Genomic DNA, 16,290 nt, shown 5'->3' on the forward strand with positions numbered 1-16,290 from the left:
TGGCATGGCGGGAGGTGACCGGACGATGACAGGCACGGCCTTGCGGACGGCCGAGGCGGCGGTGCCCGTCCGGCTGGCCGCCGTCTTCCTGCCCGCGCCGGTGCCCCGCGAGGGCCGGGTGGCCTTCTGGGACCCGGAGGGCGCCTGTGTGCCGGGGGGCGTCACGGAGGAACTGACGGTCGTGCGACCGCACGGATCCGGAGTGCGCCGGGTCACCGTGCCCGCCCTGTCCCTGCCCGTCGTCGAGGCCCTGCCACTGCTCGTCCGCGCACGGCGCGATCCCGGCGCCCACCCCGCCACCGCCTGCTGGGGCGCGGCCACGCTGCACGCCCTGCGGCTCGTCGCGCGAGGGCGGCTGCTTCCCGGCCTCACCCCGGAGGGATACGACGCCTGGCGTGCCGGACCCCTGGAGCCGGACGACATCACCCACCTCAGAGCGGTGGCCGCCGCCCTGCCCCACGAGGGCCATGCCGTCCCGCTCCCGGGCAAGGGCGCGCTCATGCTGCCCGAACCCGAGCCCCTGGTGCGGTCGTTCCTGGACGCGGTCGCGGACACCTTGCCCCGCACCCCGGCCGGGGCCCACGCCGTGGGGAAGCCGTTCGCCGCACGCGAGCCGCAGCATCTGCCCCAGGCGCGGGACTGGGCTGCCGAGGTCGCCGCGGGCATGGACGCGGGCGTACGCATCTCCCTGCGCCTCGACCTGTCGGCGTACGACTTGTTCGACGACGGCGAGGGAGCCCGCCGCGCGGGCGCGGCGGTCGTGCAGGTGCACAGCCTCGCTGATCCGACCCTTGTCGTGGACGCCGTGGCGCTGTGGGCCGGTGAGGCGGACGAGGCGTTCGGCCCGCGCGCACGGGTGGACGCGGCCCTGGCCGTCCGCCGCGCGGCCCGGGTCTGGCCGCCTCTGGAACGACTCGCCGAGCAGGACGTCCCGGGCGTGCTGGCGCTGTCCGAGGAGGAACTGAGCGAGCTGCTGGGCGTCGAGGCGACCCGGCTGAGCGCGGCCGGAGTCGCCGTGCACTGGCCCCGCGACCTGGCACAGGACCTGAGCGCGGCGGCGGTCGTGCGGCCCGCGCCCGGCTCGGCCACCGACGGGACCGGCTTCTTCGAGAGCGAGGACCTCCTCCAGTTCCGCTGGCAGCTGGCCCTCGCCGGAGATCCGCTCACCGAGGCCGAGATGGACGTGCTCGCGGAGACCCACCGTCCGATCGTCCGGCTGCGCGACCGGTGGGTGCTGGTCGACCCGGCTCTCGTCCGCAAGGCCCGCAAACGGGAGCTGGGCCTGCTCGACCCCGTGGACGCGCTGTCCGCGGCGCTCACCGGCAGCGCCGAGGTCGACGGGGAGACGGTGGAGGCGGTGCCGGTCGGCGCACTGGCCGCGCTGAGGGACCGGCTGACGGCGGGCATCACCCCCGTGGAGCCGCCCGCGGGCCTCGCCGCCACGCTGCGGGACTACCAACTGCGCGGCCTGGCCTGGCTGGACCTCATGACCTCCCTCGGCCTCGGAGGCTGCCTCGCCGACGACATGGGGCTCGGCAAGACGATCACCGTCATCGCGCTGCATCTGCGGCGGGCACGCCGAGAGCCGACCCTGGTCGTCTGCCCGGCCTCCCTGCTGGGCAACTGGGAACGGGAGATCGCCAGGTTCGCCCCCGGTATCCCGGTCCGCCGCTTCCACGGCTCCGAGCGAACCCTGGACGACCTGGCCGGCGGCTTCGTGCTCACCACTTACGGCACCATGCGGGCGGCGGCCACGCGGCTGGCCGAACAGGCCTGGGGCCTGGTCGTCGCCGACGAGGCGCAGCACGTGAAGAACCCCTACTCGGCCACGGCCAAGGCGCTGCGTACGATCCCCTCGCCCGCGCGTGTGGCCCTGACCGGTACCCCGGTGGAGAACAACCTCTCCGAACTGTGGGCCCTGCTGGACTGGACGACCCCGGGGCTGCTCGGACCCCTGAAGGCATTCCGCTCCCGGCACGCGCGGGCGGTGGAGAACGGGGAGGACGACCAGGCGGCTCAGCGACTGGCCCGGCTGGTGCGTCCATTCCTCCTGCGCCGCAAGAAGTCGGACCCCGGTATCGTCCCCGAACTCCCGCCGAAGACGGAGACGGACCATCCGGTGCCGCTCACCCGGGAGCAGGCCGCTCTGTACGCGGCGGTCGTGCGCGAGTCGATGGCCGCGATCGAGACGGCGGACGGTATCGCCCGGCGGGGCCTGGTGCTCAAGCTGATCGGCGCGCTCAAGCAGATCTGCGACCACCCGGTGCTCTATCTGAAGGAGGACACCGCGACCGCCCCGGGCCTGACCACCCGCTCCGGCAAACTCGCCCTGCTGGACGAGCTGTTGGACACGCTGCTCGCGGAGGACGGCTCGGCGCTCGTCTTCACGCAGTACGTCGGCATGGCGCGCTTGATCAGCCGGCATCTCGCCTCCCGCGCGGTGCCCGTCGAGCTGCTGCACGGGGGCACTCCGGTGCACGACCGGGAGCGGATGGTGGACCGCTTCCAGAGCGGAGCCACACCTGTCCTCGTGCTGTCCCTCAAGGCCGCGGGCACGGGCCTGAACCTCACCCGTGCTGGTCACGTCATCCACTTCGACCGCTGGTGGAATCCGGCCGTGGAAGAGCAAGCGACGGACCGGGCCTACCGCATCGGCCAGACCCAGCCGGTCCAGGTGCACCGCCTGATCACCGAGGGCACGGTCGAGGACCGCATCGCCGAGATGCTGGAGTCGAAGCGCGCACTGGCCGACGCGATCCTGGGCTCCGGGGAGGCATCCCTGACGGAGCTGTCGGACCGGGAGCTGTCCGACCTGGTGTCGCTCAGGAGGTCGGCGTGAGCGGGGCGGGCAAGGAGCGGGCCGAGGCCGGGCCGGACGCGGGGGAGGAGGCGCGCCTCGCTCGGACGACCGGCGACGAGGAGCGCCCCGCGGACGCGGCGCGCCGTGCGCTGAGAGCGGCACGGGAACAGGAGGGCGAGCACGCGGCGGACGGGGAGCGGCGTGAGGTGGAGTCCTCGTCCCCTCACCACCGCCCCGGGGACGCGGCGCGCGCGGCGCTGCGGCGGGCGAACGCGGAACGCCGGAGTGCGGCGGGGGCTTCTCCGGATCCCGAGTCGGATCCCGAGTCGGATCCCGCGCCGGATCCGGAGCCTGCGCGGGCCCGCGACGTCGCCGCGACGACGGAACGTCCCGGAGACGCCGCGCGGGAGGCGTTGCGGGCCGCCCGGACCGAGGCGGAGCGAAAGCGCAGCGAGCCCGGGGACGCCGTCGACGCCGATGCGCGCGGGGCCGGGACACGGGGCGGTTCCGGTACCCCGAAGGCGCGGCAACGTCCGAAGGACACCCGTGCACGCGAGGTACGGGAACTACTCGCCGGCGCCTTCGAGCTGCCGTCGTCCGGTCCGTCGCGGGGTTCGCAGGCGCCCGTGGCACGCGACTGCGGTGGCGAGCGCGAGCCGTCAGCAGCGCCCTCGCGGGCTCGCACTGCTCCCGCGGAAGGGCCGCCCGCCCGCTATCCACGCTCCATGGCGGCCCCCGGCCGCGACGGCGAACTGCGCCGCACCTTCTCGGAGTTCCCACAGCGGGCCCCGGACGAGTCCCGCGGGTACGCAGAGACCTGGTGGGGCAACGCCTGGGTCGAAGCGCTGGAGCAGGGGGCCCTGGACGCGGCGCGCCTGGCGCGGGGGAGAAGGTACGAGAGCCAGGGGAACGTGGACTCCGTCACCGTCACGCCCGGTCTTGTACTCGCGTACGTCCAGGGCAGCCGCCCGCGCCCGTACCGGGTGCAGGTACGGCTGCGCACGTTCTCCGACGACGAGTGGGACCGTTTCCTGGACGCCGCCGCCGAGCGGCCCGGGCATATCGCCGCGCTGCTCGACAAGCAGATGCCGGAGTCCCTCGCCGAGTGCGGGGTCCGGTTGCTTCCCGGCCCGGGTGACCTCGAACCGCAGTGCAGCTGCCCCGACTCCGGGCACCCTTGCAAGCACGCCGCCGCAGTCTGCTACCGCACGGCGCGCCTGCTCGACCGTGATCCCTTCGTCCTGCTCCTGCTGCGCGGCCGTGGTGAGCGGCAGTTGCTCGACGCGTTGTCCCGGCGCAACGCGGCGCGCGCCGCCCGGGCCGCGCGGGAGAGGGGACCGGCGCCCGTTTCCGGCGTACGGGCGCGTGATGCCCTGGCCCGCGAGGCGCTGCCGCCGCTCCCCGCGCCGCTGCCGCCGCCCGCCCACCCCGAACAGCCGCCGGTATGCCCCGGAGTGCCGGGCGGCCCCGACCCGTTCGCCCTGGACCAGTTGGCCACGGACGCCGCGGCCCGAGCGCACGCCCTGCTGACGACCGGTCATGATCCGGTGACTGAGCTGACGTTGTGGCAGGACGCGGTGCGACTGGCCGCCGCCCGCCCCGGTTCGGGCCTCACCGCGGGAACCCGGGCGCTGTACGCGTCGCTGGCCACCGCCGCCGGTCGGACCCCGGGGGATCTGGCACGGGCGGTGGCCGCGTGGCGGCAGGGCGGGCAGCCGGCGCTCACCGTCCTGGAGGAGCCCTGGGACCCGCCGGCCGGCCGCTTCGACCGTGCCCGCCCCCTGCTGCTGGCCGCCGACCTCCCGGCGTTCCGGCCGTGGCGCAACCGCCTCACCCACCCGAAGGGCCATGTCCAGCTCCGGCTCGGACAGGACGGCCTCTGGTACGCGTACGAGTCGGAACCGGACCACGACGAGGACTGGTGGCCCAGAGGCACCCCGGACCTGGATCCGGTCGGCGCCCTGACGGGCCTCGGGGCGTTCGGGGAGGCGTGACCCGACGTCAGGGCTGAGCCGGGCCCGTCCGTACGTCGCTCGCGCGTCCTGCCTGGCCTACCTGGCCAGTAAGGATCGTTGGGCCGGGCACGCCAACGTGAAGACCACGAAGAAGTGTTATGTCAAGCCGGACGCAGAGGATCTGCGTGCGGCTGCCGCCACATGGGAGGGTCTGCACAGTGCTCCGACCCAGGCACGTGAGAATTTGTGAGATGTGAGAGTGTGAGTCGAGTGAGTGAGACGACTGCTGCACCCCTGCAATACCGCTTTGACGGGCCAGAAGACGCCCCGGTCCTGATCTTGGGACCTTCACTCGGTACAACATGGCACATGTGGGACCGCCAGGTCCCCGAGCTCGTGAAGCAGTGGCGTGTCTTCCGGTTCGACCTTCCCGGACACGGGGGCGCGCCCGCCTACCCGGTCGGATCCGTGGGAGACCTCACCGCGCGGCTTCTCGCCACCCTCGACGCGCTCGGTGTGCAGCGCTTCGGCTACGCGGGCTGCGCGCTCGGCGGCGCCGTGGGGGCCGAACTGGCGCTGCGCCACCCCGAGCGTCTCGCCTCACTCGCCCTGATCGCCGCCTCCCCGCGCTTCGGCACGGCCGACGAGTTCCGTCAGCGCGGTGTGATCGTGCGCTCCAACGGCCTCGACCCGATCGCTCGCACCTCGCCGGAGCGCTGGTTCACCGGAGGGTTCGCGGCGGCCCAGCCGGCGATCACCGAGTGGGCGGTGCAGATGGTGCGCACCACCGACCCCGGCTGCTACATCGCGGCCTGTGAGGCGCTCGCCGCCTTCGACGTACGGGCGGAACTGGGCCGTGTCGGCGTCCCCACCCTGGTCCTGGTCGGCTCCGACGACCAGGTCACCGGGCCCGCCGAGGCGAGGACCCTGGTCGCCGGGATACCGGACGCACGGCTCGCGGTCGTACCCGGCGCCTCCCATCTGGTGCCCGTGGAGCAGCCCACGGCGGTCACGGATCTGCTGGTCCACCACTTCTCGACCGCATGGCAGCCCGGCTTCGACGCGACCGGCCAGCTGACGGCGATCGCGGCGTCCCCGGTGAAGCCCGTGCTTGCCGGACCGCCGCCGATGGCACCCATGACACCGCCCGTGGCCGAGATCGGCCCGGCGGACCCGGTGGTTGCGAGGGGCCGGTCCGCGGACCGGGACGACCGGTACGACGTGGGGCTCAAGATCCGCCGGGAGGTGCTCGGTGACGCTCATGTCGACCGGGTGCTCGCCTCGGCGGACGAGTTCTCCGGGGACTTCCAGGAGTTCGTGACCCGGTATGCGTGGGGCGAGATCTGGGACCGGCCGGCTCTCGACCGGCGCATGCGCAGCATTGTCACGCTCACGGCCCTGGCGGCGGGCGGTCATCCGGAGGACCTCGCCGACCACACCCGGGCGGCCCTGCGCAACGGGCTGACCCCGGCGGAGATCAAGGAAGTGCTGCTCCAGACGGCCGTCTACTGCGGCGTCCCCGCGGCGAACAGCGCGTTCCGCGTCGCCCAGCGCGTCATCCGCGAGGAGACGACTCCGCAGGAGTGATCGTCAGACGGGTACCAGGACCACCGTGCTGAGCGCTGCCCCGGCCGCCCGTGCCGGGGCAGGATGGACCCATGAAGCTGACGAAGAAGTCGCATGCCTGCGTCCGGCTGGAGAAGGACGGGCGCACGCTCGTCATCGATCCCGGCACCTTCAGCGAGGAGGACGCCGCGGTCGGCGCCGACGCCATCCTGGTCACGCACGAGCACGCCGACCACTTCAGTGAGGACCGGCTGCGGGCCGCCATGGAGGCCGATCCGGGCGCCGAGATCTGGACCCTTGCCTCAGTCGCGGAGCAGATCTCGGCGGCTTTCCCGGGCCGCGTGCACACCGTCGGTCATGGCGACACGTTCACCGCCGCGGGCTTCGACGTCCAGGTGCACGGCGAGCTGCACGCCGTGATCCACCCGGACATCCCGCGCATCACGAACGTCGGCTACCTGATCGACGGCGGCAAGGTCTTCCATCCCGGCGACGCGCTGACCGTCCCCGGCCACCCGGTGGAGACCCTGATGCTTCCGGTGATGGCCCCCTGGAGCAAGATCGCCGAGGTGGTCGACTACGTCCGCGAGGTCAAGCCGCGGCGCGCGTACGACATCCACGACGCCCTCCTGACGGATCTGGCCCGCCCGATCTACGACCACCTGATCGGGACGCTGGGCGGCACCGACCACCTCAGGCTGACCCCGGGGGCGTCCGACGAGCTCTGAGCACGTTGTCACACCCGCCGGGTAGGTTGTGAGACATGCGCATCGCGACCTGGAACGTGAACTCGATCACCGCCCGCCTCCCGAGGCTCCTGGCCTGGCTGGAGAGCAGCGGCACGGACGTGCTGTGCCTGCAGGAGGCCAAGGTCGCCGAGGCACAGTTCCCGCACGAGCAGCTGCGCGAGCTGGGATATGAGACCGCGGTCCACGCCACGGGCCGGTGGAACGGGGTGGCGGTGCTCTCCCGCGTCGGCATCGAGGACGTGGTCAAGGGCCTGCCCGGCGACCCGGGCTACGACGGAGTCGAGGAGCCCCGCGCCCTCTCCGCGACCTGCGGCCCGGTCCGCGTCTGGTCGGTCTATGTGCCCAACGGCCGCGAGGTGGACCACCCGCACTACGCCTACAAGCTCCAGTGGTTCGAGGCGCTGAAGGCGGCGGTCGCGGGCGACGCGGGCGGCAGCCGTCCCTTCGCGGTCATGGGCGACTACAACGTGGCGCCGACGGACGACGACGTGTTCGACGTGGCGGCCTTCGAGGGCCTCACCCACGTCACCCCGGCCGAGCGCGCCGCGCTGGCCGAGCTTCGCGCGGCGGGGCTCACGGACGTCGTGCCGCGCCCGCTGAAGTACGACCACCCGTTCACCTACTGGGACTACCGCCAGCTCGGCTTCCCCAAGAACCGCGGCATGCGCATCGACCTGGTCTACGGGAACGAGCCGTTCGCCACGGCGGTCAAGGACGCGTACGTGGACCGGGAGGAGCGCAAGGGCAAGGGTGCGTCGGACCACGCGCCGGTGGTGGTGGACCTGGAGGTGTAGGGCGCGGTACGCCCCGGCGCCGACCGGCCGGACGCGGTGTCCGTGGTGTCCATGGCATTCGTGGCGTCCGGGCGGCGCGAATCGCGCGCCCTGTAGTACGCCCCGTCGCTCCGGTGCCACGCTGGAGGCATGGACATCCCCTTCCTGGGCAACTGGCGCAAGAAGCGCGGCTCCGGCTTCGGTGTCGCGGTGTTCTCCGAGGACGACGCCGACGCGGCCGGCATCACCGGACTCCTCTCCGAGTGCGAGCTGCTGCGCTCCCACGCCGACCAGGCGGGCGTGGAACTCGACGACTCCGCCGAATCGCTGGAGGCGCTCGACCAGCTCGTCCCGCGCTGGCGCGACGACGCGGAATCCCTGCCCTGGCTGGGCAATGACGCGGGCCTGTATCTGGGCACGGTCATCGTGCGCACCGTTGCGGGTGCCGCATGGGAGATCTGGCCGAACGGCCACCCCGTGGTACGGCTGCCCTCCGGCCGTGAGATCGACGTCGTCACCGACGGCCACACCTGGGCGTCCACCGGCGCCCCCGAGCTTTCACAGGTGTATGCGGAGGTGGCGGAGACCTAGGGTCTTTCGTTTGGATCAGACCCCATTCCCTGATCCGGCCTGATCCAAACGAAAGACCCTAGTCGCCCGACTTGTTCCTTATGCCATAAATACGGCTAATGCCCGAAAAGTGCGTGTCGGGTGTCCCGCCCGTTCATGTCTGGATAGCTTGCGGCACCTGGGGCATGGAACGAGTAGGGGGCCGGGCATGGCGGTCGATCCGCTGATCGAACTCGACGGCGTGAACAAGTGGTACGGCGACCTGCATGTCCTTCAGAACATCGATCTCACGGTCGGCAGGGGCGAGGTGGTCGTGATCGTCGGCCCATCGGGGTCCGGAAAGTCCACGCTCTGCAGAACGATCAACAGACTGGAGACCATCCAGTCCGGCACCATCAGACTCGACGGCAGCCCGCTCCCCGAGGAGGGCAGGGCCCTGGCCCGCCTGCGCGCCGACGTGGGTATGGTCTTCCAGTCCTTCAACCTCTTCGCCCACAAGACCGTCCTCCAGAACGTCTCGCTGGCCCCGGTCAAGGTCCGCCGCCGGGGGCGGGACTCCGCCGACGCGCGCTCCCTTGAGCTGCTCGACCGCGTCGGCCTCGCGGCCCAGGCGTCCAAGTACCCGGCCCAGCTGTCGGGCGGGCAGCAGCAGCGTGTCGCCATCGCCCGCGCCCTGGCGATGGACCCCAAGGTGCTTCTGTTCGATGAGCCCACCTCCGCCCTCGACCCCGAAATGATCAACGAGGTGCTGGAGGTGATGCGCCGCCTCGCCCGGGACGGGATGACGATGGTCGTGGTCACGCACGAGATGGGGTTCGCGCGCGCCTCCGCCAACCGCGTCGTCTTCATGGCCGACGGCCGCATCCTGGAGGACCGCACCCCGGATGAGTTCTTCACCCATCCACGCAGCGACCGCGCCAAGGACTTCCTCTCCAAGATCCTCAAGCACTGACCCGGGGTGCGGCAGAGTGCGAGTGAGACCCGTGACCCGTGGGAGCCGTGGGAGCCGTGCGACCGGCGCCGGACGTATGTGCCTCGTCCTGGCACTGCTCCTGTCCGCGGTGGCCGCCGCCTGCGGCAAGGCGGGCAGCCCCCCGACCAAGGGCCCCGCCACCGGCGAGCTGCCCGTCTACCAGGTGGCGAAGGGGTTCCAACTGCCCGACTCGCCCACCTGGCGGCGGGCGAGGAAGCGCGGCCACCTCGTCGTCGGCGTGAAGGAGGACCAGCCCTACCTGGGTGAGAAGAACCCCGCGACCGGCACCTACGCCGGATTCGACATCGAGATCGCCAGGATGATGGCGGCCTCGCTCGGGTTCGACCCGAAGACCGTCCGCTTCGTCACCATCGCCTCCGCGAACCGCGAGACGGCCCTGCAGAACGGGCAGATCGATTTCTACGTCGGCACCTACACCATCAACGCCCTGCGCAAGAAGCTCGTCGGCTTCGCGGGCCCCTACTACATGGCTGGGCAGTCCCTGCTGGTGCGCCGCAACGACAACCGCATCCACGGCCCTCAGGACCTCGACGGCAAACGCGTGTGCTCCGTCGCCGGTTCGACCCCGTACCAGCGCATGCGGAAGGACTACCCGAAGGCGGTCCTCGTCGCGTACGACACGTACTCGGTGTGCGTGGACAACCTGCTGACCTACCAGGTCGACGCGGTCACCACCGACGACGCCATCCTCATCGGCTACGCCGCGAAGGCGCCGGACGAACTCAAGGTCGTCGGCAGGCCCTTCTCGAAGGAGCCCTACGGCATCGGCGTCCCGCGCGGCGACAACGCCCTGCGCTTCGCGCTCGACGAAGCGCTCAGGGCACGGGAGAAGAACGGCGACTGGAGGAGGGCGTACGAGGCGACCCTCGGCCTGTCCGGAGTACCCGTGCCCACCCCGCCCCCCATCGACCGCTATCCGGCGACCTGAGCACCACGGCAGCGAGACAGCAGCGAGACATCCGTGAACGTACTGACCGACAACTTCTCCCTCTTCAGCGCGGGCTTCCTCGGCACCGTGGAACTCACCGTCTACTCCTCCCTGCTGGCTCTCGCCCTGGGCTCGGTGATGGCCGCGTTCCGGGTCGCGCCCGTGCGGTCCCTCAGGGTCTTCGGCACGGCCTGGGTGACGGTCCTGCGCAACACTCCGCTCACCTTGCTGTTCTTCGCGGTGCTGCTCGGCCTGCCGCGCTTCGGGCTTGTGCTGCCCTTCACGGTGTTCGCCGTCCTGGCGCTCGGCTGCTACACCTCGGCGTTCATCTGCGAGGCGCTGCGCTCCGGCTTCAACACCGTGCCCACCGGCCAGGGCGAGGCGGCCCGCAGCCTCGGTATGACCTTCGGGCAGACCCTGTCGTGCGTCGTCCTGCCGCAAGCCTTCCGCGCGGTCATCCCGGCGGTCGGCTCCATCCTGATCGCGCTCACCAAGAACTCGGCCATCGCGGGCGCCTTCAGTGTGACCGAACTGCTCGGCACGTACCGGCCGCTGAGCGAACTCGGCTACAACATCGTCTGGACGTTCATCTGGATCGCCGTCGGCTACCTCGTCATCACCGGCGTCCTGAGCGCGCTCTTCAATCTCCTGGAACGCCACTGGGGAGTCGCCCGATGACCGTCAAGACCGCCGCGGCCACGGCCCTCTACGACGTTCCGGGACCCAGGACCCGGAAGCGGCACCGGGTCTACGGCGTCCTGTCCACCGCCGCCCTCCTCGCCCTGGTCGCCTGGGTCTTGTATCTCCTGGCCGAGACGGGCCAGTTCACATACACGAAATGGATGCCTTTCGAGTACGTGGGCATCCAGAAGCTGCTGCTGCGAGGCCTCGGCAACACACTCAAGGCGTTCTCGATCGCGGCGGTGCTCTCGCTGGCCCTCGGCGGGCTCCTCGCCACGGGACGGCTCTCCGACCACGCGCCTGTCCGCCTGCTGTCCACGCTCGTGGTGGAGTTCTTCCGCGCCATGCCCCTGCTGGTGATGATCTTCTTCATCTTCGTGGCGCTCAAGGCCCAGCCGCTGCCGGCGCTGGTCGCGGGCCTCACGCTCTACAACGGCTCGGTGCTCGCCGAGGTCTTCCGCTCGGGGGTGAACTCCGTGGACCGGGGCCAGAAGGAGGCCGCCTACGCGCTGGGACTGCGCAAGACGCAGGTCATGTCGTACGTCCTCGCGCCCCAGGCCGTCCGGGCCATGCTGCCCGCCATCATCAGCCAGTTGGTGGTCGCCCTGAAGGACACCTCGCTGGGCTTCCTGATCACCTATGAGGAGTTTCTCCACGCCGGGAAGCTCATCGCCTCGAACCTCGACTACGATTTGCCGTTCATCCCTGTGGTGATGGTGATCTCACCGATCTACATCGGGATGTGCATGCTGCTCTCAGGGGTCGCGCAGTGGGTGTCCCGCTGGGAGCGCAGAAGTCCCAAGACCGGCGCCGTGGAAGTCGCCGCGGCCGGGCCGGGGACACTGCTGCCGGGTGGGGCTCCCCCCACGGGCCCGGAACCGTAGGGGGAGGGGACCGGCAGTCACAGGGCCAGGCCCGGCCGGCCGCAGCCGGAGATCACTGCTCGCGCAGCGGGACGGACACGTATGACGGGTCGTCCGCCGGCGAGGAGAAGGTCAGCTGCGCGCCGGACGGGTTGTGCTCCATGTAGAGCGGGTCGACCGTGTCGACCACCAGCGCGAGCCGGTGCCCGGCCGGAACGTCGTAGGCCGTGGAGAGCAGGTCCAGGTCGACGCCGAACGGCCGGCCGGGCGTCTGCCCGTACCAGGTGTACGGCGCGTGGCTGACCAGCTTTCCGATGCCGAGCGGGCCCACGTCGTAGAGGTAGGCGACGAGGGTGCCGTCCTCCTTGGTGCCGGTGACCGTGGTGTGCAGCTTCACCGTGCCGCGGATGTGCTGTTCGGTGTCGTACTTCCCGGACTGCCACACGGCCGCCCACCAGCGCGGAAGGAGTGGGATCGAGGCCATCGGGGGCAGCTGCGCGACCTGGTCCAGGATGCTGGAGAGGAAGATGACACCGCCGTCCGCGCCGGAGTCGACGTTCGCGTAGATCCTCTTCGTGCCGTCGAGGTCGATCTTCTTGCTGGTCGCGCCCACCGACTTCCAGTCCGGGTAGGCTTCGTAGCCGCCGTCGGTACGGGACTTGAGCTCCACCGGCTGCTCACGGTTGATGCCGTTGTCCTCGCCCTTGAGGTAGTGGTCGAACCACCGGCCGGTGTCCTTCCACACGTCGTTGGGCACCCCGAACAGCCCGGTCAGCTCGGCGGTGGCATGGTCGCCTGGACGCAGCTCCAGTCTCTTGGGGCCCGTCAGCTTCTCGTAGAAGTCGCCGTAGCTGTTGGGCGGGAAGATCGAGTCACCCCAGGCGTTGGCGAGCATGATCGCGGCGCCGTTGTCGTTGAGCTGGTCGAGGTAGGTCGCGGGGGAGCGAACCTTGCCCCACTCGATGAGCGAGGACTCCTTGGACACGTCTCCGGAGAAGTAGTCCTTGAACATCTGCTTGGTCCCGGCGCTCTCCCGGCCGGTGACCATCGCGGTGCCCGCCAGCATGGCAGCCGCCTGAATGTGCTGGGTGCGGCCGTAGTAGAGCGAGCCGACGATGTCGGACCAGCCGCTCAGCGCGGCGACGGCCCTGACGCGCTTGTCGTGCGCGGCGGTCAGCAGGCTGATGCCGGCGCCGTAGGAGACGCCCGCCATGCCGATGTGCCCCGAATCCGCCGGTGTGTTGGCGAGCGCCCAGTCGATGACCTTGGAGGCATCCGCTATGTCCGGCGGTCCCGCCACTTCTATCTCGCCGCCGGACTGCCAGAATCCGCGCACGTTGTAGCTGACCACCACATAGCCGGAGTCGGCGAGCTTCTGGGCCTGGGCCAGATACTCGACCTGCGGCAGGGCCCAGCTCGTCGGGAGCACGATGAGCGGGTAGCGGTGCGCGCCGTCGGCGTTCGTGGGCATGACGACGTTCGCCTTCAGGACCGTCCCACCGTCGCCGGTGATGTCGACGAATCGGACGTCGTCGGCCTGCGCGGCGGGGGCGAGCCCGAAGGCGCCCCCGGTGATCAGCATGACCGACACGGCACCCACGGCGGTCGTACGCAGGCTCCCCCGTGAACTTCTCATGGGTCACTCCTCACTTGAGCGAACTTCAACGAGTTCAAAGTGACCCGACGGTAACCGGACGGGCTTACCAGAGGTAACCCGTCGGTAAGTTACGTGCGGGTAAAGGTTGCGATGTGTACAAACAACTACGCGGTGTGGTCGGAGCGTTGAAGATCCGGTTCCGCTGTGGGCGTCCGCGCGGTCCGGGTGACATCTCCCACCAGTTCGACCACATCCGGGCCGTACGCCTGCGAGTTGACGACCCTCAGCAGCAGGACGAAGGAGTCCGTACGGTACTTGCGTGCCAGGCGCTCGTGGTGCCGTGCGAGATAGCGGGTCGCGGCCTGGTTGGTGATGGCGCGCTGGCCGCAGAAGAGGAAGACGGGTTTGGTGCCCTGTCCCAGATCCGCCGTCAGCCTGGCGAGGATCACGTACTCGGTCTTGCCGGACTCCATCAGATACCGCTCGCCACCTATCCGGAATACGATGCGTTCCAGGTCCGAATCCGGATTGATGGTCACCCGGACACCCGGCAGCAGGGATTCCAGGTGTGCAGCCATGCGGCGATTGGACGACGGACCGCCCACGCAGAACTCCGTCCGCTCACCGAAGCCCTGTCGGGCCGTGTCGTGCGAGAGGATCTGGGCGTGGGCGCCGCAGTCCTTGATGAGCGCGGAGAGTTCCAGCAGCGCGAACACGTCGTTCCTCGAGACCGCCCGCTCGGCGCCGCCCCCGTCACGGTTGACCACGAGAAGCGACTCGGAGTTGTCGGGCAGCCCGAAAAAGGCCTGCTTGCGCCGGAGCTTCCGCTTCCACAGATAGGTGCGGGCGATCCAGCCGAGTGCGGCGCTGACGCCGGTGGCGACCACCCCGAGGACGATGTTGCGGACGTCGTCGTTCATGGCCGCGCATGCTAGCCGAAGCAGACGACGAGCAGTACTTCATGCCTGGTCAGAGCGCGAATCCCTGAACTCTTGACCTGTCTCACCAACTCGCCCTTCACTCCGACATCTCACAATTTCTCACGCCGGATGTCAGGGAGGTCGTGCAGCCCCTCCCAAGCCTTGGCCGCAGCACGCAGATCCTCGACGTCGGGCTTGATGTAATACCTGTCCGTCGTCTTCGGACTCGTGTGTCCCGCCCACCGAGCCAGAATGTGCCTCGCGACTCCCTGGTTCGCCAGATAGGTGAGACACGAGGCTCGAGCGTCGTACAACCGCACGCGACGCAGCTCCAGCTCGTCCATGAGCCAGTACGCCTCACGCCGAAGGTCCCGCGTGCTCAGAGGCTGACCGATCTCATCCACGGCCACATAGCCCGAATCCACATAGTCCGCGCCGATCGCGAGCCTCTCCCTCGCCTGGCCCGCCTTGAACTTCTTGAGCGCGTCATTGAGCGGGCCCGGCACCGGGAGGATCCTGTCACCAGCCTCCGACTTGGTGTCCTTCTCAATGACCTTGATGTTGTTGATCATCGTCCTCGTGCTGGCGACGCTCAGGGTCAGCAGCTCGAAGTCGATGTCCTGCCACCGCAGACCGCAGACCGCAGACCGCAGACCGCAGACCTCCGCCGGCCGCAGCCCCATGAGGCTGAGGAGGTGAACCGCGTACAGACGCTTCTCCAGAACACCGGCCAGGAATGCCACCTCGCCGAGATTCCAGGGAGGCACCACCGCCCTCGCCTTACGCTCACTCTTGCGGGCCTGCCGCGGAATGCCCACCTCGGCAGCCACGTTGACGGCCACCAGCCGTTTCGTGGCGGCCCTAGCCATCGCCTCTTTGAACATCGTGAGCGTCGTAGACGTCGTGCGGATGGTCAGAGGCCGCCCCGGGAATCGGGCATTCCCTTCCGTGAGCATCCACTTCACGAAGCCGACGACATCGTCGTCGGTGAGCTCCTGGAGACGGATGTGCCCCAGCTTCCTCCTCGCCCGTTTCAGAGCCACGGTGTAGGAGTTCAGCGTGGTGACTTCCAGGTCTTCGACCTTCATCGCCAGCCAGGTTGAGGACCGTGAGGTCCCGGCGTACGAGATCGGTAAGGGGTACGAGGTCTCCCGGGACGAGGTCGTGCCGGTCACGGACCAGGAGCTGCGGAGCTTGCCCTTGTCGACGGCGAAGGCGATCGAGATCGAGGGATTCGTGCCACTGTCCTCGGTGGATCCGCTCCGGATCGGGGAGGGCTGCAGCCGGACGGCCCGGTGGCGGCGAAGCCGTACAAGCTGCTTCAGCGGGCGCTCGGGAGGTCGTCGCGCGTAGCTGTCGCCCGGTACTCGTGGAGCGGCCGGGAGCGCTTGGGTCTGCTGCGGGTGCGAGGGGAGGCCATCGTGCTGCACGCGATGCGCTGGCCGGACGAGGTCCGGTCTTCGGAGGTGCTGTCTCTGCCGCCGGTGGAGGTCACCGACGACGAGATCGACGACGCGCTCGCCTTGGTGGACAGGATGACGCGCGAGGATCTCGAGGGCCCGGAATTCGTGGACCACTACACCGAGGCTCTGACGCAGATCATTGAGGCGAAGCGGGAAGGCATGCCGCTCCCCAGGCAGCCGGAGCAGGCGAAGCCGACCGCGGTGGTCGACTTGATGGCCGCGCTGAACGAGTCTTTGCAGCAGGCCAAGTCGGCCCGCGGCGAGGACGCCGAGATTCATGACCTCCCGCCGAAGAAGAGGGTGGCGAAGAAGACGTCGGCCCAGAAGCCGCGCACTGCCTAGACGAGTCTGTCCAAATGCCTGCGGGCATGAAGAGAGGGTGTTCAAGATCCGTTTGTGACGACAGAACTGAACACCCTCGTGACCGCACT

The 16,290-nt window shown here is 70.0% G+C and carries 15 protein-coding genes; 12 read left to right on the forward strand and 3 right to left on the reverse strand.

The annotated features are described in order from the left end of the window. Positions 1-25 precede the first annotated feature (25 nt). The 10 genes from ABZ845_RS27395 to ABZ845_RS27440 all read left to right on the forward strand — a co-directional run bounded on the left by ABZ845_RS27395 (position 26) and on the right by ABZ845_RS27440 (position 11,900). On the forward strand, positions 26-2,839 hold the full coding sequence (locus ABZ845_RS27395) for a DEAD/DEAH box helicase (RefSeq protein WP_360984513.1): 2,814 nt from the start codon (positions 26-28) through the stop codon (positions 2,837-2,839). Continuing rightward, complete coding sequence (locus ABZ845_RS27400) at positions 2,836-4,794, forward strand: SWIM zinc finger family protein (protein ID WP_360984516.1); 1,959 nt, start codon at positions 2,836-2,838, stop codon at positions 4,792-4,794. The genes ABZ845_RS27395 and ABZ845_RS27400 overlap by 4 nt, the downstream gene beginning before the upstream one ends. Before the next feature lie 231 nt (positions 4,795-5,025). Beyond that, the gene (pcaC, locus tag ABZ845_RS27405; protein WP_360984519.1) at positions 5,026-6,342 is read left to right on the forward strand and encodes a 4-carboxymuconolactone decarboxylase; all 1,317 of its coding nucleotides are present in this window, start codon (positions 5,026-5,028) and stop codon (positions 6,340-6,342) included. Positions 6,343-6,413: 71 nt separating this feature from the next. Further along, positions 6,414-7,049 (forward strand): MBL fold metallo-hydrolase, encoded by a 636-nt coding sequence (locus ABZ845_RS27410; RefSeq protein WP_360984522.1) that lies wholly within the window; start codon positions 6,414-6,416, stop codon positions 7,047-7,049. 35 nt (positions 7,050-7,084) lie between these two features. Next, positions 7,085-7,864: an exodeoxyribonuclease III gene (locus ABZ845_RS27415; protein ID WP_360984525.1), complete on the forward strand. Its 780-nt coding sequence runs from the start codon at positions 7,085-7,087 to the stop codon at positions 7,862-7,864. 129 nt (positions 7,865-7,993) lie between these two features. Next, positions 7,994-8,434 carry a DUF6278 family protein gene (locus ABZ845_RS27420; protein ID WP_360984528.1) on the forward strand — a complete coding sequence of 147 codons (441 nt, stop codon included), beginning with the start codon at positions 7,994-7,996 and terminating at the stop codon, positions 8,432-8,434. Positions 8,435-8,621: 187 nt separating this feature from the next. After that, entirely contained in the window at positions 8,622-9,365 is a 744-nt protein-coding gene (locus tag ABZ845_RS27425; protein ID WP_360984532.1) for an amino acid ABC transporter ATP-binding protein, read from the forward strand. A gap of 76 nt (positions 9,366-9,441) precedes the next feature. Then, on the forward strand, positions 9,442-10,335 hold the full coding sequence (locus tag ABZ845_RS27430) for a glutamate ABC transporter substrate-binding protein (RefSeq protein ID WP_360984565.1): 894 nt from the start codon (positions 9,442-9,444) through the stop codon (positions 10,333-10,335). 33 nt (positions 10,336-10,368) lie between these two features. Then, on the forward strand, positions 10,369-11,013 hold the full coding sequence (locus ABZ845_RS27435) for an amino acid ABC transporter permease (RefSeq protein WP_360984535.1): 645 nt from the start codon (positions 10,369-10,371) through the stop codon (positions 11,011-11,013). Continuing rightward, positions 11,010-11,900 carry an amino acid ABC transporter permease gene (locus ABZ845_RS27440; protein ID WP_360984538.1) on the forward strand — a complete coding sequence of 297 codons (891 nt, stop codon included), beginning with the start codon at positions 11,010-11,012 and terminating at the stop codon, positions 11,898-11,900. The genes ABZ845_RS27435 and ABZ845_RS27440 overlap by 4 nt, the downstream gene beginning before the upstream one ends. Before the next feature lie 52 nt (positions 11,901-11,952). Here the strand turns inward: ABZ845_RS27440 and ABZ845_RS27445 are convergent, their stop codons facing one another. The 3 genes from ABZ845_RS27445 to ABZ845_RS27455 all read right to left on the reverse strand — a co-directional run bounded on the left by ABZ845_RS27445 (position 11,953) and on the right by ABZ845_RS27455 (position 15,484). Next, the gene (locus ABZ845_RS27445) at positions 11,953-13,515 is read right to left on the reverse strand and encodes a CocE/NonD family hydrolase (protein WP_360984541.1); all 1,563 of its coding nucleotides are present in this window, start codon (positions 13,513-13,515) and stop codon (positions 11,953-11,955) included. A 125-nt stretch (positions 13,516-13,640) separates the two neighbouring features. Next, positions 13,641-14,396, reverse strand: a complete 756-nt coding sequence (locus ABZ845_RS27450) for a hypothetical protein (RefSeq protein WP_360984544.1) — start codon at positions 14,394-14,396, stop codon at positions 13,641-13,643. Between the two features lie 110 nt (positions 14,397-14,506). Further along, on the reverse strand, positions 14,507-15,484 hold the full coding sequence (locus ABZ845_RS27455) for a site-specific integrase (protein ID WP_360984547.1): 978 nt from the start codon (positions 15,482-15,484) through the stop codon (positions 14,507-14,509). On the opposite strand from ABZ845_RS27455, the gene ABZ845_RS27460 reads away from it, so the two are divergent. Continuing rightward, complete coding sequence (locus tag ABZ845_RS27460; protein WP_360984550.1) at positions 15,459-15,749, forward strand: Ku protein; 291 nt, start codon at positions 15,459-15,461, stop codon at positions 15,747-15,749. The genes ABZ845_RS27455 and ABZ845_RS27460 overlap by 26 nt on opposite strands. Next, the gene (locus tag ABZ845_RS27465) at positions 15,692-16,201 is read left to right on the forward strand and encodes a Ku protein (RefSeq protein ID WP_360984553.1); all 510 of its coding nucleotides are present in this window, start codon (positions 15,692-15,694) and stop codon (positions 16,199-16,201) included. Before ABZ845_RS27460 ends, ABZ845_RS27465 begins: the two co-directional genes overlap by 58 nt. The last annotated feature ends 89 nt before the right edge of the window (positions 16,202-16,290 follow it).

Source organism: Streptomyces sp. NPDC047022, from assembly GCF_040644155.1.
GTDB lineage: Bacteria > Actinomycetota > Actinomycetes > Streptomycetales > Streptomycetaceae > Streptomyces.